Genomic DNA, 16,949 nt, shown 5'->3' on the forward strand with positions numbered 1-16,949 from the left:
CGCGGCATCCGCTCAATCTTCTGTGAAACGGATTCCCCATGATGCAACTCATCTGGGACGGGCTCTTCGTCGGTTCCTTCTACGCCTTGATCGCGCTGGGCTACAGCATGGTCTACGGCATCATCAAACTCCTCAACTTCGCCCACGGCGACCTGTACATGCTCGGCGCTTTCATCGCATTCGCCGTGCTGTCGTCGCTCGGCGGCATCCCAGCGTCGCTCTCGATCGGCGCCCTGCTCGTCGTGCTGCTGCTGAGCATGCTGCTCACCGGTACGGCCGGTGTGCTGATCGAACGGTTCGCCTACCGGCCGCTGCGCGGTGCGCCCAGGCTCGCGGTGCTGATCACCGCGGTGGGCGTCTCGTTCTCGCTCGAGTACGGCGTCGCCGCTCTCGCCGGACCGAACCCCAAGGCATTCCCGATCCGCCTCGAGGGTGAAGTGTTCAACCTCATCGGCGCCCGGGTGTCGCTGCCGCAGATCGTGCTGATGATCATCGCCGGTCTGCTCATGATCGGCCTCAACAGCTATATCCACAACACGTCGACCGGCCGGGCCATGCGGTCCATCGCCCTCGACCGGAATGCGTCGCTGCTGATGGGCATCAACGTCAACTCCGTTATCGCCCGCACCTTCTTCATCGGCTCGGCACTTGCCGGCGCCGCGGGAGTGATGGCTGGCGCGTACTACGGCAAGATCGACTTTTTGATGGGGTTCATCATCGGCCTCAAGGCTTTCACCGCCGCTGTCATCGGCGGCATCGGAAACATCAAGGGCGCCATGCTCGGTGGCCTCGTCCTCGGCTTCGTCGAGGCGTTCGGCGCCCAGTGGTTCGGCGGGCAGTGGCGTGACGTGTTCGCCTTCGCCGTGCTCATCCTGTTCCTCACGCTGCGGCCGACGGGCATCCTGGGCGAACGAGTGACGGAGCGTGTCTGATGACTGAGAACGTAGACACCACCCTCGCGCCGAAGAGAGTCCGGCCGCCGTCGAACTGGCTGTCCCGCCTGTTCGAAAGCAAGCAGCTCGGCTGGATCGCCCTCGCCCTCGCTGTTGCCATTCCGTTCATCAACGCCACGCCATATGTGCTGAACGTTTTGACCACGGCGGCGATCTTCGTGCTGCTCGCCTCCGGCCTCAATATCGTCGTCGGGTACTGCGGGCTTCTCGACCTTGGCTACATCGCGTTCATGGCGGTGGGAGCGTACACGGCTGGAATCGTCTCGAAAGCGTTCGAACTGCCGCTGCTGTTCACCGTCCCGGTCGTTCTCGTGATGACGATCCTCGCCGGCCTGATCATCGGGGCGCCGACGCTCCGGCTTCGCAGCGACTACCTCGCCATCGTCACGCTTGGGTTCGGTGAGATCACCCGCATCACAGCAAACAACCTGGCGATCACCGGTGGGCCTTCCGGCATCTTCGGCATCCCTGGCATCCTGAAGATCGGTGATTTCGACTTCCAGCAGCCGGCGGTGTTCTACTTCGTCACCGTCTTCGTCGTCGCGGGCATGGTGCTCGCCGCGGCCCGGCTCGGCAAGTCCCGGCTCGGCCGGGCATGGCGATTCGTCCGTGAAGACGAGGATGCCGCGGAGGCCATGGGCATTCACACCTACAAGGTGAAGCTCCTTGCGTACATCTTCGGGGCCATCTGGGGCGGCATCGGCGGTGTGCTGTTCGCCGGGCACTTCTCCGCGGTTGCACCGCAGAGCTTCATCTTCCTGCAGTCAGCCCTCGTCCTCATGGCCGTTGTGCTCGGCGGAATGGGAAACACCCGCGGTGTCGTGCTCGGCGCTCTCGTCATCAGCCTGCTCCCCGAGCTGCTGCGCGACCTGGCCGAGTACCGCTACCTGGCCTTCGGCATCCTGCTCGTGATCGTGATGGTGTTCCGTCCGCAGGGCTTCTGGCCTGCACGCGGTTACGAACCGGAGCGCGTGCCGACAGGCGACAAGGAACCGGCCGTGGCAGGAGGCACGAAATGAGCGCCGTCCTCGAGGTGAAAGACCTCCAGATCGCCTTCGGCGGGGTCAAAGCCGTCGACGGTCTCTCGTTCGACGTTCACGCGAAGCAGATCGTCGCGGTGATCGGCCCGAACGGCGCCGGCAAGACCAGCGCGTTCAACTGCATCACCGGTTTCTACAAACCGACCGCCGGATCGGTCCTGCTGAACGGCAACGCCATCACGGGCAAACGGCCGGCCGACATCGCCGCCGCCGGGGTGTCGCGCACGTTCCAGAACCTGCGCCTGTTCCCCGACCTCACCGTGCTCGACAACGTACGCGCCGGCATGCACCTCTACGGCGGGCAGAGCTGGGCGGATGCGATCTTCCACACTCCCCGATTCAAGCGGAGTGAGGCGTGGTACACCGAGGAAGCCCACCGCTGGCTCGACTTCGTCGGCTACACGGGGCCCCGCGGCGTTCCGATCCGGAACCTCGCCTACGGGCAGCAGAAGCAGGTGGAGATCGCCCGCGCGCTTGCACGCAAGTCCGACCTTCTCCTGCTCGACGAGCCTGCCGCTGGGCTCAACTACTCCGAGAAGCAACGACTGCTTGAACTATGCAACCGGATCCGTGAGCTCGGCACCGCCATCGTGCTGATCGAGCACGACATGGGCCTGGTCATGGAGGTCTCGGAGCGGGTCGTCGTGATGAACTTCGGCAAGGAGATCGCCGAAGGCACGCCGGCCCAGGTCAAGGCGAACCCTGCCGTGATCGAGGCGTACCTCGGCCGCGACGAAGACGAGGAGGTGCCCCATGGCGATGCTTGAGTTCCAGGACGTCGAAGTGTTCTACGGCAAGGTGCAAGCGCTCCGTGGGATCAGCCTCAACGTTGAAGAAGGCGAGATCGTCGCCCTGCTCGGCAACAACGGTGCAGGCAAGACGACCACCCTGTCGACGGCATCCGCCCTCGTGAGGCTGCACTCCGGAAGCGTTCGCTTTGCCGGCAAGGACATCAGCAAGGCTCATCCCTGGAATGTTGTCGACGCTGGACTCATCCACGTGCCGGAGGGTCGCCGCATCTTCAGCACGCTCAGCGTGCTGGAGAACCTGCAGCTGGGCGGTTACCTCGTCAAGGATCGCGCCACCGTCGCGAAGCGCATCGAGCGGGTCTACGAGTTGCTTCCGCTGCTCGCGCAGCGCCGGACCCAGCAGGGCGGAACACTCTCCGGTGGCGAGCAGCAGATGCTCGCGATCGGGCGTGGCCTCGTCGCCGGACCAAAGATGCTCATGCTCGACGAGCCGTCGATGGGTCTCGCGCCGCTGATCGTTGCGCAGGTGATGCGGGTGATCAGCGAGATCCGCGACCAGGGCACCGCCGTGCTGCTCGTCGAGCAGAACGCGCGGGCTGCGCTCAAGGTCACCGACCGCGCCTACGTGATCGACAACGGCGCCACGACCATCGAGGGCCGCGCGGCCGACCTGCTCACGGACTCCCGGATCGTCGACGCCTACCTCGGGAATGGATGACAGTGGTTTCCCCTCTCGTCCTCACCGCCGAGGATGAAGCGAAGCTCTCGGGCGAGCGAGGCCCCGGTGTGGCGATGGCCATGCGCATCGTCGTCGCGCTCGCACGGGTTGCCGAGGCGACGGAGCTCATCGACGTCGAGTCGGCCCACATCGACAGCTGCCTGTACCACGGGCAGGCAGGCCTCGACTTCGCCGAAACCCTGGCGCGGCTCGGCGCCCGGGTGTCGGTGCCGACGACGCTCAACGTCAGCTCCCTCGACCTGATGCATCCAGGTCTCGTGCGCCTCGACCCGGAAGAGGCGGCGGCCGCTCGCCGGCTGATGGATGCCTACGTGGCCCTCGGTGCCCGGCCCACCTGGACCTGTGCCCCTTACCAGGTCGATTCCCGCCCAGAGGCGGGCACCGACATCGCCTGGGCCGAGTCGAACGCGATCGTCTTCGCCAACTCGGTCCTGGGGGCGCGGACCGCCCGCTACGGCGATTTCCTCGATGCCTGTGCTGCGGTCACTGGCCGGGTCCCGCTGGCCGGACTCCACCTCCCGGCGGAGCGCGTCCCCACACTCGCCGTGGACTGTTCCGACCTGCCCGCGCATGTCCTCGAGAGTGAAGCGGCCTGGGCCGCACTCGGGTTCGTCCTTGGCCGGATCGCCGGCGAGGAGGTCAGCATCCTCACCGGCATCGACCCGGCTTCTGTCGACGAGGACCGGCTCAAGGCGCTCGGGGCGACAGCCGCGTCCAGCGGGGGAGTCGCGCTCTTCCACGTCGCCGGGTCGACCCCAGAAGCGAAAGCGGCCGGTTCCGCGTGGCCGCCGGACGGCATCCGTTCGATCCCTCTCACCCGCGAGATGCTCACGGCCGCGCGCGACGAGCTTAGCACTGCCGCGACGGATGCCCCGCTCGACGCGATCTCGCTCGGCACGCCGCATTTCTCGCTCACCGAATTCGAGAAACTCGCCGACCTGCTCTGTGAGCCGGGGAACTTCGCGTTGCCGGTCTGGATCTCGACATCTCGGTCCGTCCTCGCCGAAGCGCGGGAGCGCGGATTCCTCGAGCCGTGCGAGCGGGCGGGCGCACAGATCGTTGTCGACACGTGCACCTACCTCGTGCCGATCCTCGCGGACTCGGTCCGGACGACCATGACCACGTCCGGCAAGTGGGCCTGGTACGCGCCTGCCAACATGGGCATCAACACAGTGCTCGGCACACTCGCCGAGTGTGTTGCCTCCGCTCGCGCCGGGCGGGTGATCCGCGATGGAAGCGCCTGGTGACGGCCGCGCGGACGGCATCCCGTTGACCCCGGGCGACGCGGAGGGCGAGCTGCTCTGGCTCGACGAACCGCTGTCGTTCTGGGGCGGTACCGACCTCGCCACCGGGGTGATCACCGATGTGCACCACCCGCAATGCGGTGCCTCGCTCGCCGGCCGGGTGGTCGTGATGAGTGCATCACGCGGTTCGAGTTCGTCGTCGAGTGTGCTCGCCGAGCAAATCCGCTCCGGCGTCGGGCCGGCCGCGATGCTCCTCGCCAGCCGCGACGCCATCGTCGCGCTCGGTGCGCTGGCGGCCGCAGAGGTATACGGCGTGCAGATGCCCATCGTCCTCACGGATGCTAACGGCGTTCCGCGTGCGGGCCGGGTGCGGGTGAGCGCGACGGAGGAATCCGCGGTCATCCTCTGGGGCGCTTGCGGAACATCCGCCGCTGTGTAGTATGTAATACATTACAAGGGAGAGCATCGTGAGCAACGACGTGATTATCGTGGGGGCCGGCATCGTCGGCGCCGCGTGCGCACGAGCATTCGCTCTCGCCGGATTCTCGGTCCTCGTCCTCGAGCGCGGTACCACTGCCGGCGGCACGTCGTCGGCGTGTGAAGGCAACCTTCTCGTCTCAGACAAAGGCCCGGGACACGAACTCGTGCTCGCGCAGTTCGCCTCCCGGTTGTGGTCGTCCACGGCCGCCGACCTGCGCGCCGAGCTTGGCGACACGTTCCCATCGATCGAATTCGAGCGGAAGGGCGGGCTCGTCGTCGCGACGACCGCCGACGGCGCCGAGTCGCTCCTGGCCTTCGCCGCTGATCAGCGCGGTGCCAGGGTTGACGCCCGCGTCGTCGACGCCGCCGAAATGCTCGAGCTTGAACCAGACCTCAACCCCGCCGTCGCCGCCGGGGTGTTCTACCCCGACGACGCGCAGGTTCAGCCGACGATCGCGACCGAAGCGCTTATGGCATCCGCTCGCAGGAACGGAGCACGGCTGCTGGAGAACACCGAGGTCACCGGAGGGCTGTTCGACGATGCGGGAGCACTGATCGGCGTGTCGACGAACCGCGGGCCCCAGCGCGCGTCCCGCGTCCTGATTGCCGCCGGTCCCTGGTCGGGCGACGTCGCCCGCCGGATCGGCCTGTCGCTTCCGGTCCGCCCGCGCCGCGGCGAGCTGCTTGTCACCAGCCGGATGCGCCACCGCATCTTCCACAAGGTCTACGACGCGGACTATGTCGGGGCCGTCGGCTCCGACGACCGTGCCCTGCAGACCTCGAGCGTCGTCGAGTCGACCGCTGGAGGAACGGTTCTCATCGGCTCCTCCCGGCAGCAGGTGGAATTCGACTCCAGCCTGCGCGTCGACGTGCTCACCGAGGTGGCCGCCAAAGCGCTGCGCCTCTTCCCGTTCCTCGCCACGGCGGCGGTGATGCGCAGCTACGGCGGATTCCGACCGTTCATGCCCGATCACCTCCCGGCGATCGGTGAAGACCCTCGGATGCCTGGACTCTGGCACGCGTCAGGCCATGAGGGGGCCGGGATCGGGCTGAGCCTCGCCACGGCCGAACTCCTCCGCGACCTCTTTCTCGGCCGCACCCCTGAGGTCGACCCAAGCCCGTACTCTCCCGCCCGGGCAACACTCGCCCCGCACCTTGAACTGGTGGCCTGACCATGACCGCGCGACTGCTGCCCTTCTCCGACGACCCGATCCGGCCGTCGTCGCCCGCTTCGGTGTCGATCCAGTTCGACGGCGCACCGATCGAGGGTGTCTCCGGCCAGAGCATCGCCGGTGTGATCCTCGCCAGCGGGCCGCTCGGATTCCGCCGCACCTCCGTGTCGGGCAAATCACGCGGCGTGTTCTGCGGCATCGGCGTTTGCTTCGACTGCCTCGTCGAGGTCAACGGCGACCGTGACGTGCGGGCGTGCCAGCGCCGCGCCGTCGATGGTGACGTCGTCGTCACCCAGCACGACGCGCTCCCGGGGAGCATCGCATGAGCTCTGTCCTGATCCTTGGCGCCGGCCCGGCCGGGCTCGCCGCGGCACGCGCTGCTCGTCGCCGCGGCGCCTCCGTCACCCTCGTCGACTCCTCCGAACAGCTCGGCGGTCAGTTCTGGCGGCACCTCCCGGCGGAACGGCCTGCCGCTCGTGAACGCATCCTGCACCACGGTTGGGATACTTTCCGTGCGCTTCAGGCCCAATTGGTCGCCGACGACGGATGCCGCATCCTCACGTCAGCGTCCGTCTTCGCGATCGATGCGACTGCGTCGCCCTCCACGACCGGAACCGGCCCTGGCCGGGTGCACGTGATCGTCGGCCCGAGCGACGGCACCGGCCGCGAACGGATCGAACTGCTGCCCGACGCGATCGTCCTCGCCACCGGCGCCCACGACCGCACCCTCCCGTTCCCGGGCTGGGACCTGCCCGGCGTCTTCACCGGCGGTGCAGCACAGGCCCTCGCGAAGGGTGAGCGGCTCGCCGTTGGTGCCCACGTCGTCGTCGCCGGCGCCGGCCCATTCCTGCTGCCCGTCGCTGCGTCGCTCGCCGCAACCGGCTCGCGCGTTCTCGGAGTCTTCGAATCCTCGCGGCTGTCCTCACTCGTCCGGGGCTGGCTGCCACGACCCTGGCAACTGCTGCCCGCCGCGAAGAAGGGCGCCGAACTCGCCGGATACATCGGCGGCCAGCTGAAGAGCCGGATTCCGTACACCACGGGCGCATCCGTCATCGCCGCGCACGGAACAGACCGGGTCGAATCGGTCACCGTCGCGTCCCTCGATAAGAACTGGACCCCGGTCGCCGGCACCGAGCGCACCCTCGCCGTCGATGCCGTCTGCGTCAGCCACGGGTTCACCCCGCGACTCGAGCTCGCCATCGCTGCGGGCTGCCAGATCACCGACGAGCGATTCGTCGCGGTCGACGACGCCCAGGCGACGAGCGTTCCCGGTGTGTACGCCGCCGGTGAGATCACGGGTATCGGCGGCGTCGACCTCGCGCTCGCCGAAGGTGCTCTCGCGGGACACGCCGCCGCAGGGGGGAATCCTTTCGATCTGCCCGGGGAGGTCCGCAAACGGCGGATCTACGAGGGTTTCGCCCGCCGAATCGAAGCCGCCCATGGCATCCGCCCAGGCTGGCCCGACATGGTCACCGACGACACGATCGTCTGCCGCTGTGAGGAAGTGAGCTTCGGTGCGCTCTGCAGCACCGCCGAGAGCACCGCGTCGACCTCGCTGCGATCGCTCAAACTCACCACCCGCGCCGGGCTCGGCATCTGCCAGGGCCGGGTCTGCGGCCGGTCGCTCGAACAGCTGATCGCCCGCCGACTGCCGGGAAACACCCTCGGCGACACCGTGTCGACCGACCGCCGGCCGATTGCCGTTCCCCTCCGTCTCGGCGAACTCGCCGCAGCCGCCCGCCCAACCGATCCTTCTCCAACCACCCCCACACCGCTGGCCGATCCTCCGAAAGGGCCCACATCATGACCAAACAGAAATTCGACCTCGGTGGCGTCATCGTCGCCACCACGCTCGCCTTCAAAGAGGACGCCTCAGCGCCCGCCGGACTGGCCGTCGACTACGACCGGTTCGCTGAGCACTGCGACTTCTTGATCTCGAACGGATGCCGCGGCGTCGGCCCGAACGGATCGCTCGGCGAGTACTCCTCGCTCACAGACGAGGAGCGCCGCAAGGTCATCCAGGTGGCCGTGGAGACCGTCGGCGACCGCGGCCTCGTCGTCGCCGGAGTGCACGGTGTCGGCTGGCACCAGGCTAGGCAGTGGGCCGAGTACGCGAAGGAAGACGGTGCAGACGGTGTGCTGCTCCTTCCGCCGACCATCTACCGCGCCAACGACGACGAGGTTGTGGAGCACTACGCCCGGGTAGCCGAGGTCGGTCTGCCGATCATGGCGTACAACAACCCGTTCGACACCAAGGTGGACCTGACCCCCGCGCTGCTCAAGCGGATCGCTGAAATCCCCGAGGTCGTCGCCATTAAGGAGTTCTCCGCCGACATCCGTCGCGTGCTCGAGATCCAGGAGGTCTGCGACCTCGACGTCATCGCCGGAGCCGACGACCTGCTCTTCGAATCCCTCGTCGCCGGTGCGACCGGCTGGTTCGCCGGTTACCCCAACGCGTTCCCGCGGGAAGCCGTTGAGATCTACGACCAGGTGAAGGCCGGCAACATCGCCGAAGCCCTCGAACTGTACACGCAGCTCGTCGCCGTGTTCCGGTGGGACTCCAAGACCGAGTTCGTGCAGGCCATCAAGCTCTCCGTCGACATCGCCGGCAACAGCTACGGTGGACCCACACGTCCTCCGCGCGGACCGCTCAGCGCCGAGAACGAAGCCGCAGTGCGTGCAGACACCCAGAAAGCGCTGAACTACATCAAGAGCCGCTCGCGGGTTCACGCGTAACACCTCGGCACGGCCGGGAAGGAGCACAGGATGCGTTCAAAACGCATGTTTACCGCGGTGGACTCGCACACCGAGGGGATGCCGACGCGCGTCGTCACCGGCGGCGTCGGCGTCATCCCCGGCGCGACCATGAACGAGAAGCGGCTGTACTTCATGGAGCATCTTGACGACATCCGTCAATTGCTCATGAATGAGCCGCGCGGTCATGCGGCGATGAGCGGTGCAATCCTGCAGGCTCCGACCCGGCCTGACGCCGACTGGGGTGTCGTATACATCGAGGTGTCCGGTTGCCTGCCGATGTGCGGGCACGGCACCATCGGTGTCGCGACCGTGCTGGTGGAGACGGGCATGGTCGAGGTCACCGAACCGGTCACGACCATCCGACTGGACACCCCCGCGGGGCTCGTTATCGCCCGCGTTGCGGTGAGCGACGGGCACGCCGACTCCGTCACGATCGAAAACGTGCCCGCGTACAGTGTTCGGCTCGACGACACCGTCGAGGTGCCCGGTTATGGGCCGGTTCGGTACAGCCTCGCCTTCGGCGGCAACTTCTACGCCATGGTCGACCTCGACGACGTCGGCCTGCCGTTCGACCGGTCCAACCAGCAAGAGATCCTCACCGCAGGGCTCGCGATCATGGATGCCATCAACTCGACCAACCCCCCGCGGCATCCGGAGATCGATGGGGTCAACCACTGCCACCACGTCGAGTTCATCGCCAGCGGGTCGACCGCGGAGCACTCCCGGCACGCGATGGCGATCTACCCCGGCTGGTTCGACCGGTCGCCGTGCGGCACCGGAACATCCGCACGGATGGCCGAACTGTGGGCCCGCGGGGAGCTCGCCCTCGACACCGACTTCATCAACGAGTCGTTCATCGGCTCACGTTTCGTCGGACGGCTGATCGGCGAGACCACCGTTGACGGCATCCCCGCCGTGATCCCCACCGTGACCGGGCGGGCCTGGGTGACCGGAATCGGGTCGTACCTGCTCGACCCGTCAGACCCTTTTCCCACCGGATTCCAATTGTGAGGCCGACATGTCCCTGACCACTGAAGAACTCGACACGATCGCGCAGCGCGCAGCGGATGCCGCCCCTGAGTGGGCAGGCATGGAACCGCGGTTGCGCGCCCGGGCGCTCGTCGCCGTCGCTGATGCCCTCGAAGCGGCGCAGGCCGACCTCGTCACCGTTGCCCGTGAGGAGACCGGGCTCACCGACGCCCGCCTCGGCGGGGAACTGAAGCGCACCGCCGTGCAGTTGCGGCTCTTCGCCGACGTCATTCTCGACGGCGGCTACCTCGATGTGCGAATCGATGAGGCCGACGACTCCTTCGCGCTCGGTGTGCGTCCCGACCTGCGCCGCTACCGGGTGCCGGTCGGCCCGGTGCTCAACTTCGCTGCCAGCAACTTTCCATTCGCGTTCTCGGTCCTCGGTGGGGACACCGCTTCGGCGCTCGCGGCCGGAAACCCGGTCATCGTGAAGGCGCACTCCGGGCACCCCCGCCTGTCTGAGCTCACCGCCGAGGTCGCGAACAAGGCGCTCGCCAAGGCCGGCGCGCCGGACGGCATCCTGCAGCTCATCTCGGGCCAGGAAGCTGGAGTGACCATGCTGAAGGACCCGCGGATCGCCGCCGCGTCGTTCACCGGGTCGATCCGGGCCGGCCGGATGCTCGCCGACATCGCCGCCGCTCGGCCCGCGCCGATCCCGTTCTACGGCGAACTCGGCAGCGTCAACCCGGCGTTCGTCACCTCGGCGGCCCTCGCCGAGAACGCCGATGCGATCGCCGACGGTTTCGTCACGAGCGTCTCCGGGTCAGCGGGACAGCTGTGCACCAAACCCGGTTTCCTCTTCGTGCCCGCAGGGCAGGGATTCGCCGAGAAGGTGGCGTCACGCGGCAGTGACATCGGTGAACACCGGATGCTCAACCCCGGCATCGCCTCCGGGTACGGCGACCGCAGGGACACGATCCTCGGCACCGACGGCGTCACCGCGCTCGCCGAAGGCGCCTTGCGGATCGACGAGGACGGTCAGGGCTGGGCGACCCCAACCTTCGTTCGCGTGCCGATCCAGAATCTGGTCGAGCAGCGGGAACGTCTGCGCGATGAGGCCTTCGGTCCGCTCGCCATCGTGGTCGAGTACGACGACGAGTCTGAGCTGGTTCCGGTCGCCGAGTTGCTGTTCGACGGCAACCTCACCGGCACCGTGCACCTGGCCGACGGGGAGGACTCCGAGCCGGTTCGTTCGCTCGTGCAGTGGCTGACCAGCCACGTCGGGCGGGTGCTGTTCGGCGGCTGGCCGACCGGCGTCGCCGTTACCCCGGCGATGCAGCACGGCGGGCCGTACCCGGCGACGACGATGGACACCGGCACCTCCGTCGGTACCGCGGCGATCTCCCGGTTCCTGCGCTCGGTCAGCTACCAGAGCGCGCCGGAGGCCCTCCTGCCGGAGCCGCTGCGGGATGACAACCCGTGGGGTGTTCCGCAGCACCGGAGCCCGGCCGGGGAGTCCCTGAGCTGGGGAAGCGCCGCGCTGTCCTCCCGCTGACAGGGTGCCTCGCGCGGGTGTTTTGGTGTTGCGCGGGTGTTTTTTCACCCGCGCAACGCAATTCCACCCGCGCGGGCTGGTTCGGGCGCGGTTGTGGCCCCTCCGGTAGACGTGCGTTCGAGCCTCGCGCGGTGCACCGGCATCCGTCCTCGCTTGAGGGCGGTGCGGCGGCAACGAGCCCCGCGTCACCCGTCGATGCGCTCGAGAAGCTTCTTGAGCGCATCCCGGATGTCGTCGTAGTCGTTCTGCCCCGCCCGACTCTCGGCCGCGATGACGCCGCAGCGATGCACTTTGCGGAAGTCGCCGATCGGGAACTTGTAGTGACCCTTGGTGTCGTCCGGATGCTCGTCGTCGACTCCGAGGTACCAGTCCGAGTAATCGGACCAGCTGTGCTTGTCGAGAAAGGTGTTCTCCTGGTCAGCGGACGGGGCGTGCTCACTCCAGTCGTCGCGCTCGTCGTGCGTGACCTTTCCGTCGTCGATCAGCTTCTTCGCGTGGCGGAATGCCCGCTGGTTCAATTTCACGGCCATGGTGGCCTCCCTTCTTCGCCCAGCCAAGCCGTCGGCATCCGCCCGCGCAACGGGGTTGCGGCGCTTGCCACTCATAGTCAGCGCGGGTGTTTGTGCGCTGCGCGGGTGTATTTTGACTCGCGCGAGCCCGGAAGACCCGCGTTCAGCAGCCGGGTTGGCCGACCGGAGAGCGCTCGCCGTGGTGATCCTGCTCTCGGCTGTGCTCTACCACTTCGTGCACGGATTCCGGAAGTTCCGCCGGGCACCGTCCCTCGCCTGAGCGTTCCGCGTCTCGCGCGGGTGTTTTGGCTGCGCGCGGGTGCATTTCCACCCGCGCTCGACCACGAGACCCGCGCGAGGCATCCGGTCGGGGCGGCATCCGGTCAGCGGCGGTGCGAGGTCTCGATCGTGATGCCGCCGTTCGTGGTCCCGGCGGTGATGGTACGGTCGGCCCGACGGTCGCCGGGTACATCCTCGGTGTCCACGCCGCCGTTGGTCGTTTCGGCCTCGATGAAGTACTCGGTGCCGTCGTCGGGCACGACGATCCGGATGCCGCCGTTCGTGCTGTTGGCGGTCACCTCGTCCGGTGCGTCGGAGAACGAGAGAAGTACCGCGCCGTTGGTCGTCTCAGCCACCACGTCGGTCGACGCGGAATCCTGGAGTTCGATCTTGCCGTTCGTCGAGTGGAGCGAAAGGACGCCGCTCGATTCGTCGACCTCGACGCTGCCGTTCGTGGTCGACAGGTCCAGATCACCGGTGAGCCCGTCGGCACGGATGGCGCCGTTCTGCCCACCCACCGTGACGTCGAGGTCGGAGGGAACGGAAACCTCGATCCGCACCTGGCAGCGGTTGATCAGGAACCAGCCGCCGGGGCATCCGCCTCGAATCTCGGTCTGGCCGCCCGCCGTTGTGACATCCAGCGACGGTTTCCTGCCGGCGTAGGAGCCGTTCATGGTGGCGTGGATCTCGTCGTCGTCGTCGCTGGCCGACAGGTGAATGGATGCGTTCGTGGCGTTCACGAGGAGCATGGATGCGGCATCTGCGTCGACGCTGTCGGTTACGGGAGTTCCCCTGAACGCGTTGACGGCGCCAATCGAGCCGCCGATGATCAGGGCGAGAACAACCAAGGGGATGCCGATGACCAGCAGGAGCACAAGCCCCGTCGACATGCCGCGTCGCGGTGGCGCCTGGGGTGGATACGGGGGCTGCATCTGTGGTTGTGGAGGGAGCGTCATGTCGAGCCTCTTTCTCATGTGGTGCGCGAGGTCGGGTCGCTGTCGCCTCAAGGGTAGCGACCAGTCCGCCGCATGGGGAGGGGTCTCTACGATGGATGCATGGAGCTCGCCCGGTCGGAGCGGTTCCGCCCGCAGGCGGAGCAGATCCTTCGCGAGCAGCGCACCCGGCTGCGGAAGGCGGGCGTGCCTGGAGCTCTTGAGCTCGTCGGCGGCAGCAGCGTCGACGGCGCCATGACCAAGGGCGATGTGGACCTGCACCTGCGGGTGGAGCCGGCCCAGTTCGAGTCGGCGGTTGCCCGGCTGCTGGGGATGTTCGCCGTGGTTCACCCCGAGATCTGGTGTGCGACGCTCGCGACATTCGAGGTACCGGCGGATCTTCCGACCGGGCTGGCCGTCACGCCGATCGGCACCGAGCACGACGAGCGATTCTCGCGGATGTGGCGGTTGCTCGCAGCCGACCCCGGACTTGTCGCCGAGTACAACTCGGTCAAGACGGATGCCACGGCCGCCGAATACGAGAACCGGAAGTCGGAGTTCTTCGACGGTGTCCTGGACCGGTGGGCCGAGCATCCGTCGGGGAAATCGACGCTGTAGCTGCCATATGCCGACGTCCGGAGCTCGGTCCGGGCGTCACGAAAAAAGTCGAACACAGGGGTTGCCAGTTCACACCCACGGTTCTATATTCAATCAAAAGGTTGATAAAGGAGTTAGTTGGATATGGACGTCGTGACGGAAGCCGAAGACCGGCTGGATCGGGCGTTCATGGCGCTGGCGGACCCGGTACGGAGGGCGATCGTCGCGAGGCTCAGTCGCGGCCCGGCGACGGTGAACGACCTCGCCGAGCCGTTCGCGATCACGAAGCAGGCCGTGTCGAAGCACATCCAGGTGCTCGAGCAGGCCGGGCTGGTGAGCCGTTCGAAGGATGCCCAACGCCGGCCTGCCCACCTCGTGCCCGAGGCGCTTGAGCAGCTGACCGCCTGGATCGACACCTATCGGCTCACCACCGAATCAAGCTTCCGCCGGCTGGACGCTGTCCTCGCCGGTCTGGACACCGATGTCACCACCCACAACACAGAAAGGAAATGACATGACCAACCCCACAAAGATCACGCTCCCTGAAGGGCTGCCCTTCATCGAGATCGAGCGTGAATTCGATGCTCCGGTTGAGGCCGTCTTCCGGGCTCACACCGACCCCGAGCTCGTCAAGAACTGGCTCGGACCACGCGGCTACGAGATGGAAATCGACCGCTGGGACCTGGTTCCAGGCGGCGGGTACCGCTACGTGCACCGTGACGGCGACGACGAGTACTGGTTCAACGGAGTCGTGCACTCCGCGTCGATCGAGAACGGCATCGTGCAGACCTTCGAGTTCGAGGGTTTCCCCGGTGTGGTCAGCCTGGAGTCGCAGAAGCTCGAGGACCTCGGGAACGGGCGCAGCAGAGTGACCGGGCACAGCGTGTACCCCTCGTTGGAAGCCCGGGACGGCATGGCGCAGTCCGGCATGGAGCAGGGCGTCAACGACGGCTACGAGCGGCTCGACGAGCTGCTGGCGATGGTGTCGACCTGAACCTACCCCGCGTATCGAGTAGCGACGAAGGAGCGTATCGAGATCCATTTCGATCTCGATACGCTCCTTCGTCGTCTGTTGCTGAGCCTGTCGACGTACGATCAGCGAGAGATCAGTACGCGAACTGCCACATGTAACGTCGGCCCTCAAGCGCGTAGCCCCGAACAGCCGCGTAGTGTGCCGCCAGCCGGAACATCAGCGTGTAGAAGACCACCGGGGCGACGAACGCGCGCTGGTCGGCTGGGACGCCCGGCAGGTCCAGGTCGCGGCTGTCAACGTAGTGCGTCACGCCGCTGTACTGGTCGAGGAAGGCCTGGGCGCGTTCGGCCATCGGGCGGGTCTCGTCTTCGCCGAGGAAGACGATGCTCTTCGTTTCTGCGTCGAACACTTCAAATGGGCCCTGGAAGAACTCGTCAGCGTTGATGGTGGCCGCGTGCATCCACTGCATCTCCTGAAGAAAGCAGCTGGTGAAGGTGTTGCCCGGCCCAACGAGCGGCCCTGACGCGATGAGGTACGTGACAGGAACATCTTTCATGTCCTCGGCAATTCGTGCGGCCTGGGCCTCGAATCCGGAGACGGCCGCGTCGATCGCATCCGGAAGAGTACGCAGAGCGTCGAGCCGGCCCGCGACATCCGCTCCCTCACGAGAGAGAATGGCCAGTGCGATCAGCTGAAGGACGATCTGGTTGCCCTCGCCTGACTGCGTCACGAAGGCGGTTTCGACGGCCCGGGCAAGGTTGCCATCTTCCTTGAGGGTGACGGCTGCGACCGAGGCGCCCCGAGACGACGCCCATTCGGCAGCGCGCACGGTCTCCGGAGTGTTGCCGGTGCCCGAGAGCACAATGACGAGCGAGTCGGCTCCGACGCTGGCGGGCGCTCGGTAGAAAAACTCGTCGGAGTTGATGGCGACCGAGGGCGTCAGCGAGTCGCGATCCATCACGAACTGGGCCGCCTGAAGGCCGACGAACGAGCCACCGGCACCGACCCAAAAGACTCGCTTCGGGGCTTGTTTGAGTCCGGAGACGAACCCGTCAATCGAGTCCCACAGGCTCAGGGCGTGGGTCTGGGTGGCCGAAATGTTCTCGGGTGCCGGTGCGACGGTCGATGGTCCGACATAGGTTCCGTTGGTCATTGTTCTCCTAGCTAAGGGGTCTATGAGGTGGTGTGGAGGGGGAGTTGAAGGTTCGACCCGAATCCGAACGCGCCCAACTGGGTGCAGGTAGCGGACGCGGCTGATGCGGCATCCGCAAGGAACGACCCGGGGTCTTCTCCGCGGAGCAGTCCGACCAGCACCCGCGCGCTGAAGGTGTCGCCCGCACCAAGGGTGTCCACGACCGTCGTCGGTGTCGCCGAGGATGTCCAGGTCTCAGCCGCATTCGTGAGAATCGCGCCGCGATCGCCCCGGGTCACGAGGGTCCATTCGGCGCCCGCAGCGCAGCTGGTCTCGATTAGCTCGGCAATCTCCGTGTCGGTAAGGTCTCCGCCGGAGAACGACGCCAGGTAGCAGAGCGGCGCTACGGATGTGACGTGGCTCTGGTCCCGGCGAATCGAGAAGTCGTAGGAGAGTCGTGCCAGCCCGGAGAACGTGTCGAGGTGGCTGTCGAGCCCGCTGGAGGCTCCGATGTGTACGGCATCGAAACCCGACACGAAGTCGAGATCCTCGGAATCCGGCTGAAATTCCGAGACCCCTTTGTCAGAGCTGACAAAGACCCGATCGCCGTCAGCGTTGCCGACCACGCAGTAGGCGGTGCAGCCCTTCACGGTTCTCAGCCGCTGAATGTCGACGCCCTCAGCGGCCAGGGAGTTGCGGAGGAGCGCGCCGGCGGCGTCGTCGGCGATCGCACCGATGTACGCCGTGTCCGCGCCGAAACGCGCGGCGAAGACCGAGACGTTGACGCAGTTGCCGCCGGGGAACATCCGGGCATGCTCGGGGTAGCAGTCGACGACATTATCACCGACCGCGACGATACGGGGAGGCAT

19 protein-coding genes are annotated in these 16,949 nt (G+C 66.9%); 15 read left to right on the forward strand and 4 right to left on the reverse strand.

Annotation, left to right across the window (positions count from 1 at the left end):
* Positions 1 to 38 precede the first annotated feature (38 nt).
* From BM197_RS10640 to BM197_RS10695, 12 genes are read left to right on the forward strand one after another with little or no spacing between them, the layout of a single operon-like run.
* Positions 39 to 932: a branched-chain amino acid ABC transporter permease gene (locus BM197_RS10640; protein WP_090711318.1), complete on the forward strand. Its 894-nt coding sequence runs from the start codon at positions 39 to 41 to the stop codon at positions 930 to 932.
* Complete coding sequence (locus BM197_RS10645; protein ID WP_090711320.1) at positions 932 to 1,972, forward strand: branched-chain amino acid ABC transporter permease; 1,041 nt, start codon at positions 932 to 934, stop codon at positions 1,970 to 1,972. Before BM197_RS10640 ends, BM197_RS10645 begins: the two co-directional genes overlap by 1 nt.
* On the forward strand, positions 1,969 to 2,760 hold the full coding sequence (locus tag BM197_RS10650) for an ABC transporter ATP-binding protein (RefSeq protein ID WP_090711322.1): 792 nt from the start codon (positions 1,969 to 1,971) through the stop codon (positions 2,758 to 2,760). Before BM197_RS10645 ends, BM197_RS10650 begins: the two co-directional genes overlap by 4 nt.
* Positions 2,747 to 3,460: an ABC transporter ATP-binding protein gene (locus BM197_RS10655; RefSeq protein WP_218151858.1), complete on the forward strand. Its 714-nt coding sequence runs from the start codon at positions 2,747 to 2,749 to the stop codon at positions 3,458 to 3,460. Before BM197_RS10650 ends, BM197_RS10655 begins: the two co-directional genes overlap by 14 nt.
* Before the next feature lie 2 nt (positions 3,461 to 3,462).
* The gene (locus BM197_RS10660) at positions 3,463 to 4,728 is read left to right on the forward strand and encodes an aconitase X (protein ID WP_245762496.1); all 1,266 of its coding nucleotides are present in this window, start codon (positions 3,463 to 3,465) and stop codon (positions 4,726 to 4,728) included.
* Positions 4,712 to 5,164 (forward strand): aconitase X swivel domain-containing protein, encoded by a 453-nt coding sequence (locus tag BM197_RS10665; RefSeq protein WP_090711326.1) that lies wholly within the window; start codon positions 4,712 to 4,714, stop codon positions 5,162 to 5,164. The genes BM197_RS10660 and BM197_RS10665 overlap by 17 nt, the downstream gene beginning before the upstream one ends.
* Before the next feature lie 28 nt (positions 5,165 to 5,192).
* Positions 5,193 to 6,377, forward strand: a complete 1,185-nt coding sequence (locus tag BM197_RS10670) for an NAD(P)/FAD-dependent oxidoreductase (RefSeq protein ID WP_090711328.1) — start codon at positions 5,193 to 5,195, stop codon at positions 6,375 to 6,377.
* A 2-nt stretch (positions 6,378 to 6,379) separates the two neighbouring features.
* Positions 6,380 to 6,703, forward strand: coding sequence for a (2Fe-2S)-binding protein (locus BM197_RS10675; protein ID WP_090711330.1), 324 nt, complete (start codon positions 6,380 to 6,382; stop codon positions 6,701 to 6,703).
* Positions 6,700 to 8,184, forward strand: coding sequence for an NAD(P)/FAD-dependent oxidoreductase (locus BM197_RS10680; RefSeq protein WP_090711332.1), 1,485 nt, complete (start codon positions 6,700 to 6,702; stop codon positions 8,182 to 8,184). The genes BM197_RS10675 and BM197_RS10680 overlap by 4 nt, the downstream gene beginning before the upstream one ends.
* Positions 8,181 to 9,113 (forward strand): dihydrodipicolinate synthase family protein, encoded by a 933-nt coding sequence (locus BM197_RS10685; protein WP_090711334.1) that lies wholly within the window; start codon positions 8,181 to 8,183, stop codon positions 9,111 to 9,113. The genes BM197_RS10680 and BM197_RS10685 overlap by 4 nt, the downstream gene beginning before the upstream one ends.
* Positions 9,114 to 9,143: 30 nt before the next feature.
* A complete protein-coding gene (locus tag BM197_RS10690; protein WP_090711336.1) occupies positions 9,144 to 10,145 on the forward strand; it encodes a proline racemase family protein in 1,002 nt (333 codons plus the stop codon).
* Between the two features lie 7 nt (positions 10,146 to 10,152).
* Complete coding sequence (locus tag BM197_RS10695; protein WP_090711338.1) at positions 10,153 to 11,658, forward strand: aldehyde dehydrogenase (NADP(+)); 1,506 nt, start codon at positions 10,153 to 10,155, stop codon at positions 11,656 to 11,658.
* Between the two features lie 185 nt (positions 11,659 to 11,843).
* Here BM197_RS10695 and BM197_RS10700 read toward each other — a convergent pair whose 3' ends face one another.
* The gene (locus BM197_RS10700; RefSeq protein ID WP_090711340.1) at positions 11,844 to 12,188 is read right to left on the reverse strand and encodes a hypothetical protein; all 345 of its coding nucleotides are present in this window, start codon (positions 12,186 to 12,188) and stop codon (positions 11,844 to 11,846) included.
* A 362-nt stretch (positions 12,189 to 12,550) separates the two neighbouring features.
* Positions 12,551 to 13,402 carry a DUF4097 family beta strand repeat-containing protein gene (locus BM197_RS10705; protein WP_177216807.1) on the reverse strand — a complete coding sequence of 284 codons (852 nt, stop codon included), beginning with the start codon at positions 13,400 to 13,402 and terminating at the stop codon, positions 12,551 to 12,553.
* 99 nt (positions 13,403 to 13,501) lie between these two features.
* Here BM197_RS10705 and BM197_RS10710 point away from each other — a divergent pair, with 99 nt between their 5' ends.
* From BM197_RS10710 to BM197_RS10720, 3 genes are all read left to right on the forward strand, one after another.
* Positions 13,502 to 13,996: a GrpB family protein gene (locus BM197_RS10710; RefSeq protein ID WP_090711344.1), complete on the forward strand. Its 495-nt coding sequence runs from the start codon at positions 13,502 to 13,504 to the stop codon at positions 13,994 to 13,996.
* 123 nt (positions 13,997 to 14,119) lie between these two features.
* On the forward strand, positions 14,120 to 14,488 hold the full coding sequence (locus tag BM197_RS10715; RefSeq protein ID WP_090711346.1) for an ArsR/SmtB family transcription factor: 369 nt from the start codon (positions 14,120 to 14,122) through the stop codon (positions 14,486 to 14,488).
* 1 nt (position 14,489) lies between these two features.
* Positions 14,490 to 14,969: an SRPBCC family protein gene (locus BM197_RS10720; protein WP_090711348.1), complete on the forward strand. Its 480-nt coding sequence runs from the start codon at positions 14,490 to 14,492 to the stop codon at positions 14,967 to 14,969.
* 112 nt (positions 14,970 to 15,081) lie between these two features.
* Here BM197_RS10720 and BM197_RS10725 read toward each other — a convergent pair whose 3' ends face one another.
* Both BM197_RS10725 and BM197_RS10730 read right to left on the reverse strand, forming a co-directional pair.
* The gene (locus BM197_RS10725; RefSeq protein WP_090711350.1) at positions 15,082 to 16,101 is read right to left on the reverse strand and encodes an SIS domain-containing protein; all 1,020 of its coding nucleotides are present in this window, start codon (positions 16,099 to 16,101) and stop codon (positions 15,082 to 15,084) included.
* Between the two features lie 20 nt (positions 16,102 to 16,121).
* Positions 16,122 to 16,949, reverse strand: a complete 828-nt coding sequence (locus BM197_RS10730; protein WP_090711352.1) for a PfkB family carbohydrate kinase — start codon at positions 16,947 to 16,949, stop codon at positions 16,122 to 16,124.

Origin of the sequence: Mycetocola miduiensis (assembly GCF_900115155.1) — a bacterium.
Lineage (GTDB): Bacteria > Actinomycetota > Actinomycetes > Actinomycetales > Microbacteriaceae > Mycetocola_A > Mycetocola_A miduiensis.

What these genes read in the sequence shown, in the direction of transcription:
- BM197_RS10730 (WP_090711352.1), bottom strand. Translation starts at nt 16,949, where the DNA reads ATGCCTCCCCGTATCGTCGCGGTCGGTGATAATGTCGTCGACTGCTAC.
- BM197_RS10650 (WP_090711322.1), top strand. Translation starts at nt 1,969, where the DNA reads ATGAGCGCCGTCCTCGAGGTGAAAGACCTCCAGATCGCCTTCGGCGGG.
- BM197_RS10720 (WP_090711348.1), top strand. Translation starts at nt 14,490, where the DNA reads ATGACCAACCCCACAAAGATCACGCTCCCTGAAGGGCTGCCCTTCATC.
- BM197_RS10690 (WP_090711336.1), top strand. Translation starts at nt 9,144, where the DNA reads ATGCGTTCAAAACGCATGTTTACCGCGGTGGACTCGCACACCGAGGGG.
- BM197_RS10680 (WP_090711332.1), top strand. Translation starts at nt 6,700, where the DNA reads ATGAGCTCTGTCCTGATCCTTGGCGCCGGCCCGGCCGGGCTCGCCGCG.
- BM197_RS10685 (WP_090711334.1), top strand. Translation starts at nt 8,181, where the DNA reads ATGACCAAACAGAAATTCGACCTCGGTGGCGTCATCGTCGCCACCACG.
- BM197_RS10640 (WP_090711318.1), top strand. Translation starts at nt 39, where the DNA reads ATGATGCAACTCATCTGGGACGGGCTCTTCGTCGGTTCCTTCTACGCC.
- BM197_RS10710 (WP_090711344.1), top strand. Translation starts at nt 13,502, where the DNA reads ATGGAGCTCGCCCGGTCGGAGCGGTTCCGCCCGCAGGCGGAGCAGATC.
- BM197_RS10725 (WP_090711350.1), bottom strand. Translation starts at nt 16,101, where the DNA reads ATGACCAACGGAACCTATGTCGGACCATCGACCGTCGCACCGGCACCC.
- BM197_RS10700 (WP_090711340.1), bottom strand. Translation starts at nt 12,188, where the DNA reads ATGGCCGTGAAATTGAACCAGCGGGCATTCCGCCACGCGAAGAAGCTG.
- BM197_RS10665 (WP_090711326.1), top strand. Translation starts at nt 4,712, where the DNA reads ATGGAAGCGCCTGGTGACGGCCGCGCGGACGGCATCCCGTTGACCCCG.
- BM197_RS10705 (WP_177216807.1), bottom strand. Translation starts at nt 13,402, where the DNA reads ATGACGCTCCCTCCACAACCACAGATGCAGCCCCCGTATCCACCCCAG.
- BM197_RS10645 (WP_090711320.1), top strand. Translation starts at nt 932, where the DNA reads ATGACTGAGAACGTAGACACCACCCTCGCGCCGAAGAGAGTCCGGCCG.
- BM197_RS10695 (WP_090711338.1), top strand. Translation starts at nt 10,153, where the DNA reads ATGTCCCTGACCACTGAAGAACTCGACACGATCGCGCAGCGCGCAGCG.
- BM197_RS10675 (WP_090711330.1), top strand. Translation starts at nt 6,380, where the DNA reads ATGACCGCGCGACTGCTGCCCTTCTCCGACGACCCGATCCGGCCGTCG.
- BM197_RS10655 (WP_218151858.1), top strand. Translation starts at nt 2,747, where the DNA reads ATGGCGATGCTTGAGTTCCAGGACGTCGAAGTGTTCTACGGCAAGGTG.
- BM197_RS10715 (WP_090711346.1), top strand. Translation starts at nt 14,120, where the DNA reads ATGGACGTCGTGACGGAAGCCGAAGACCGGCTGGATCGGGCGTTCATG.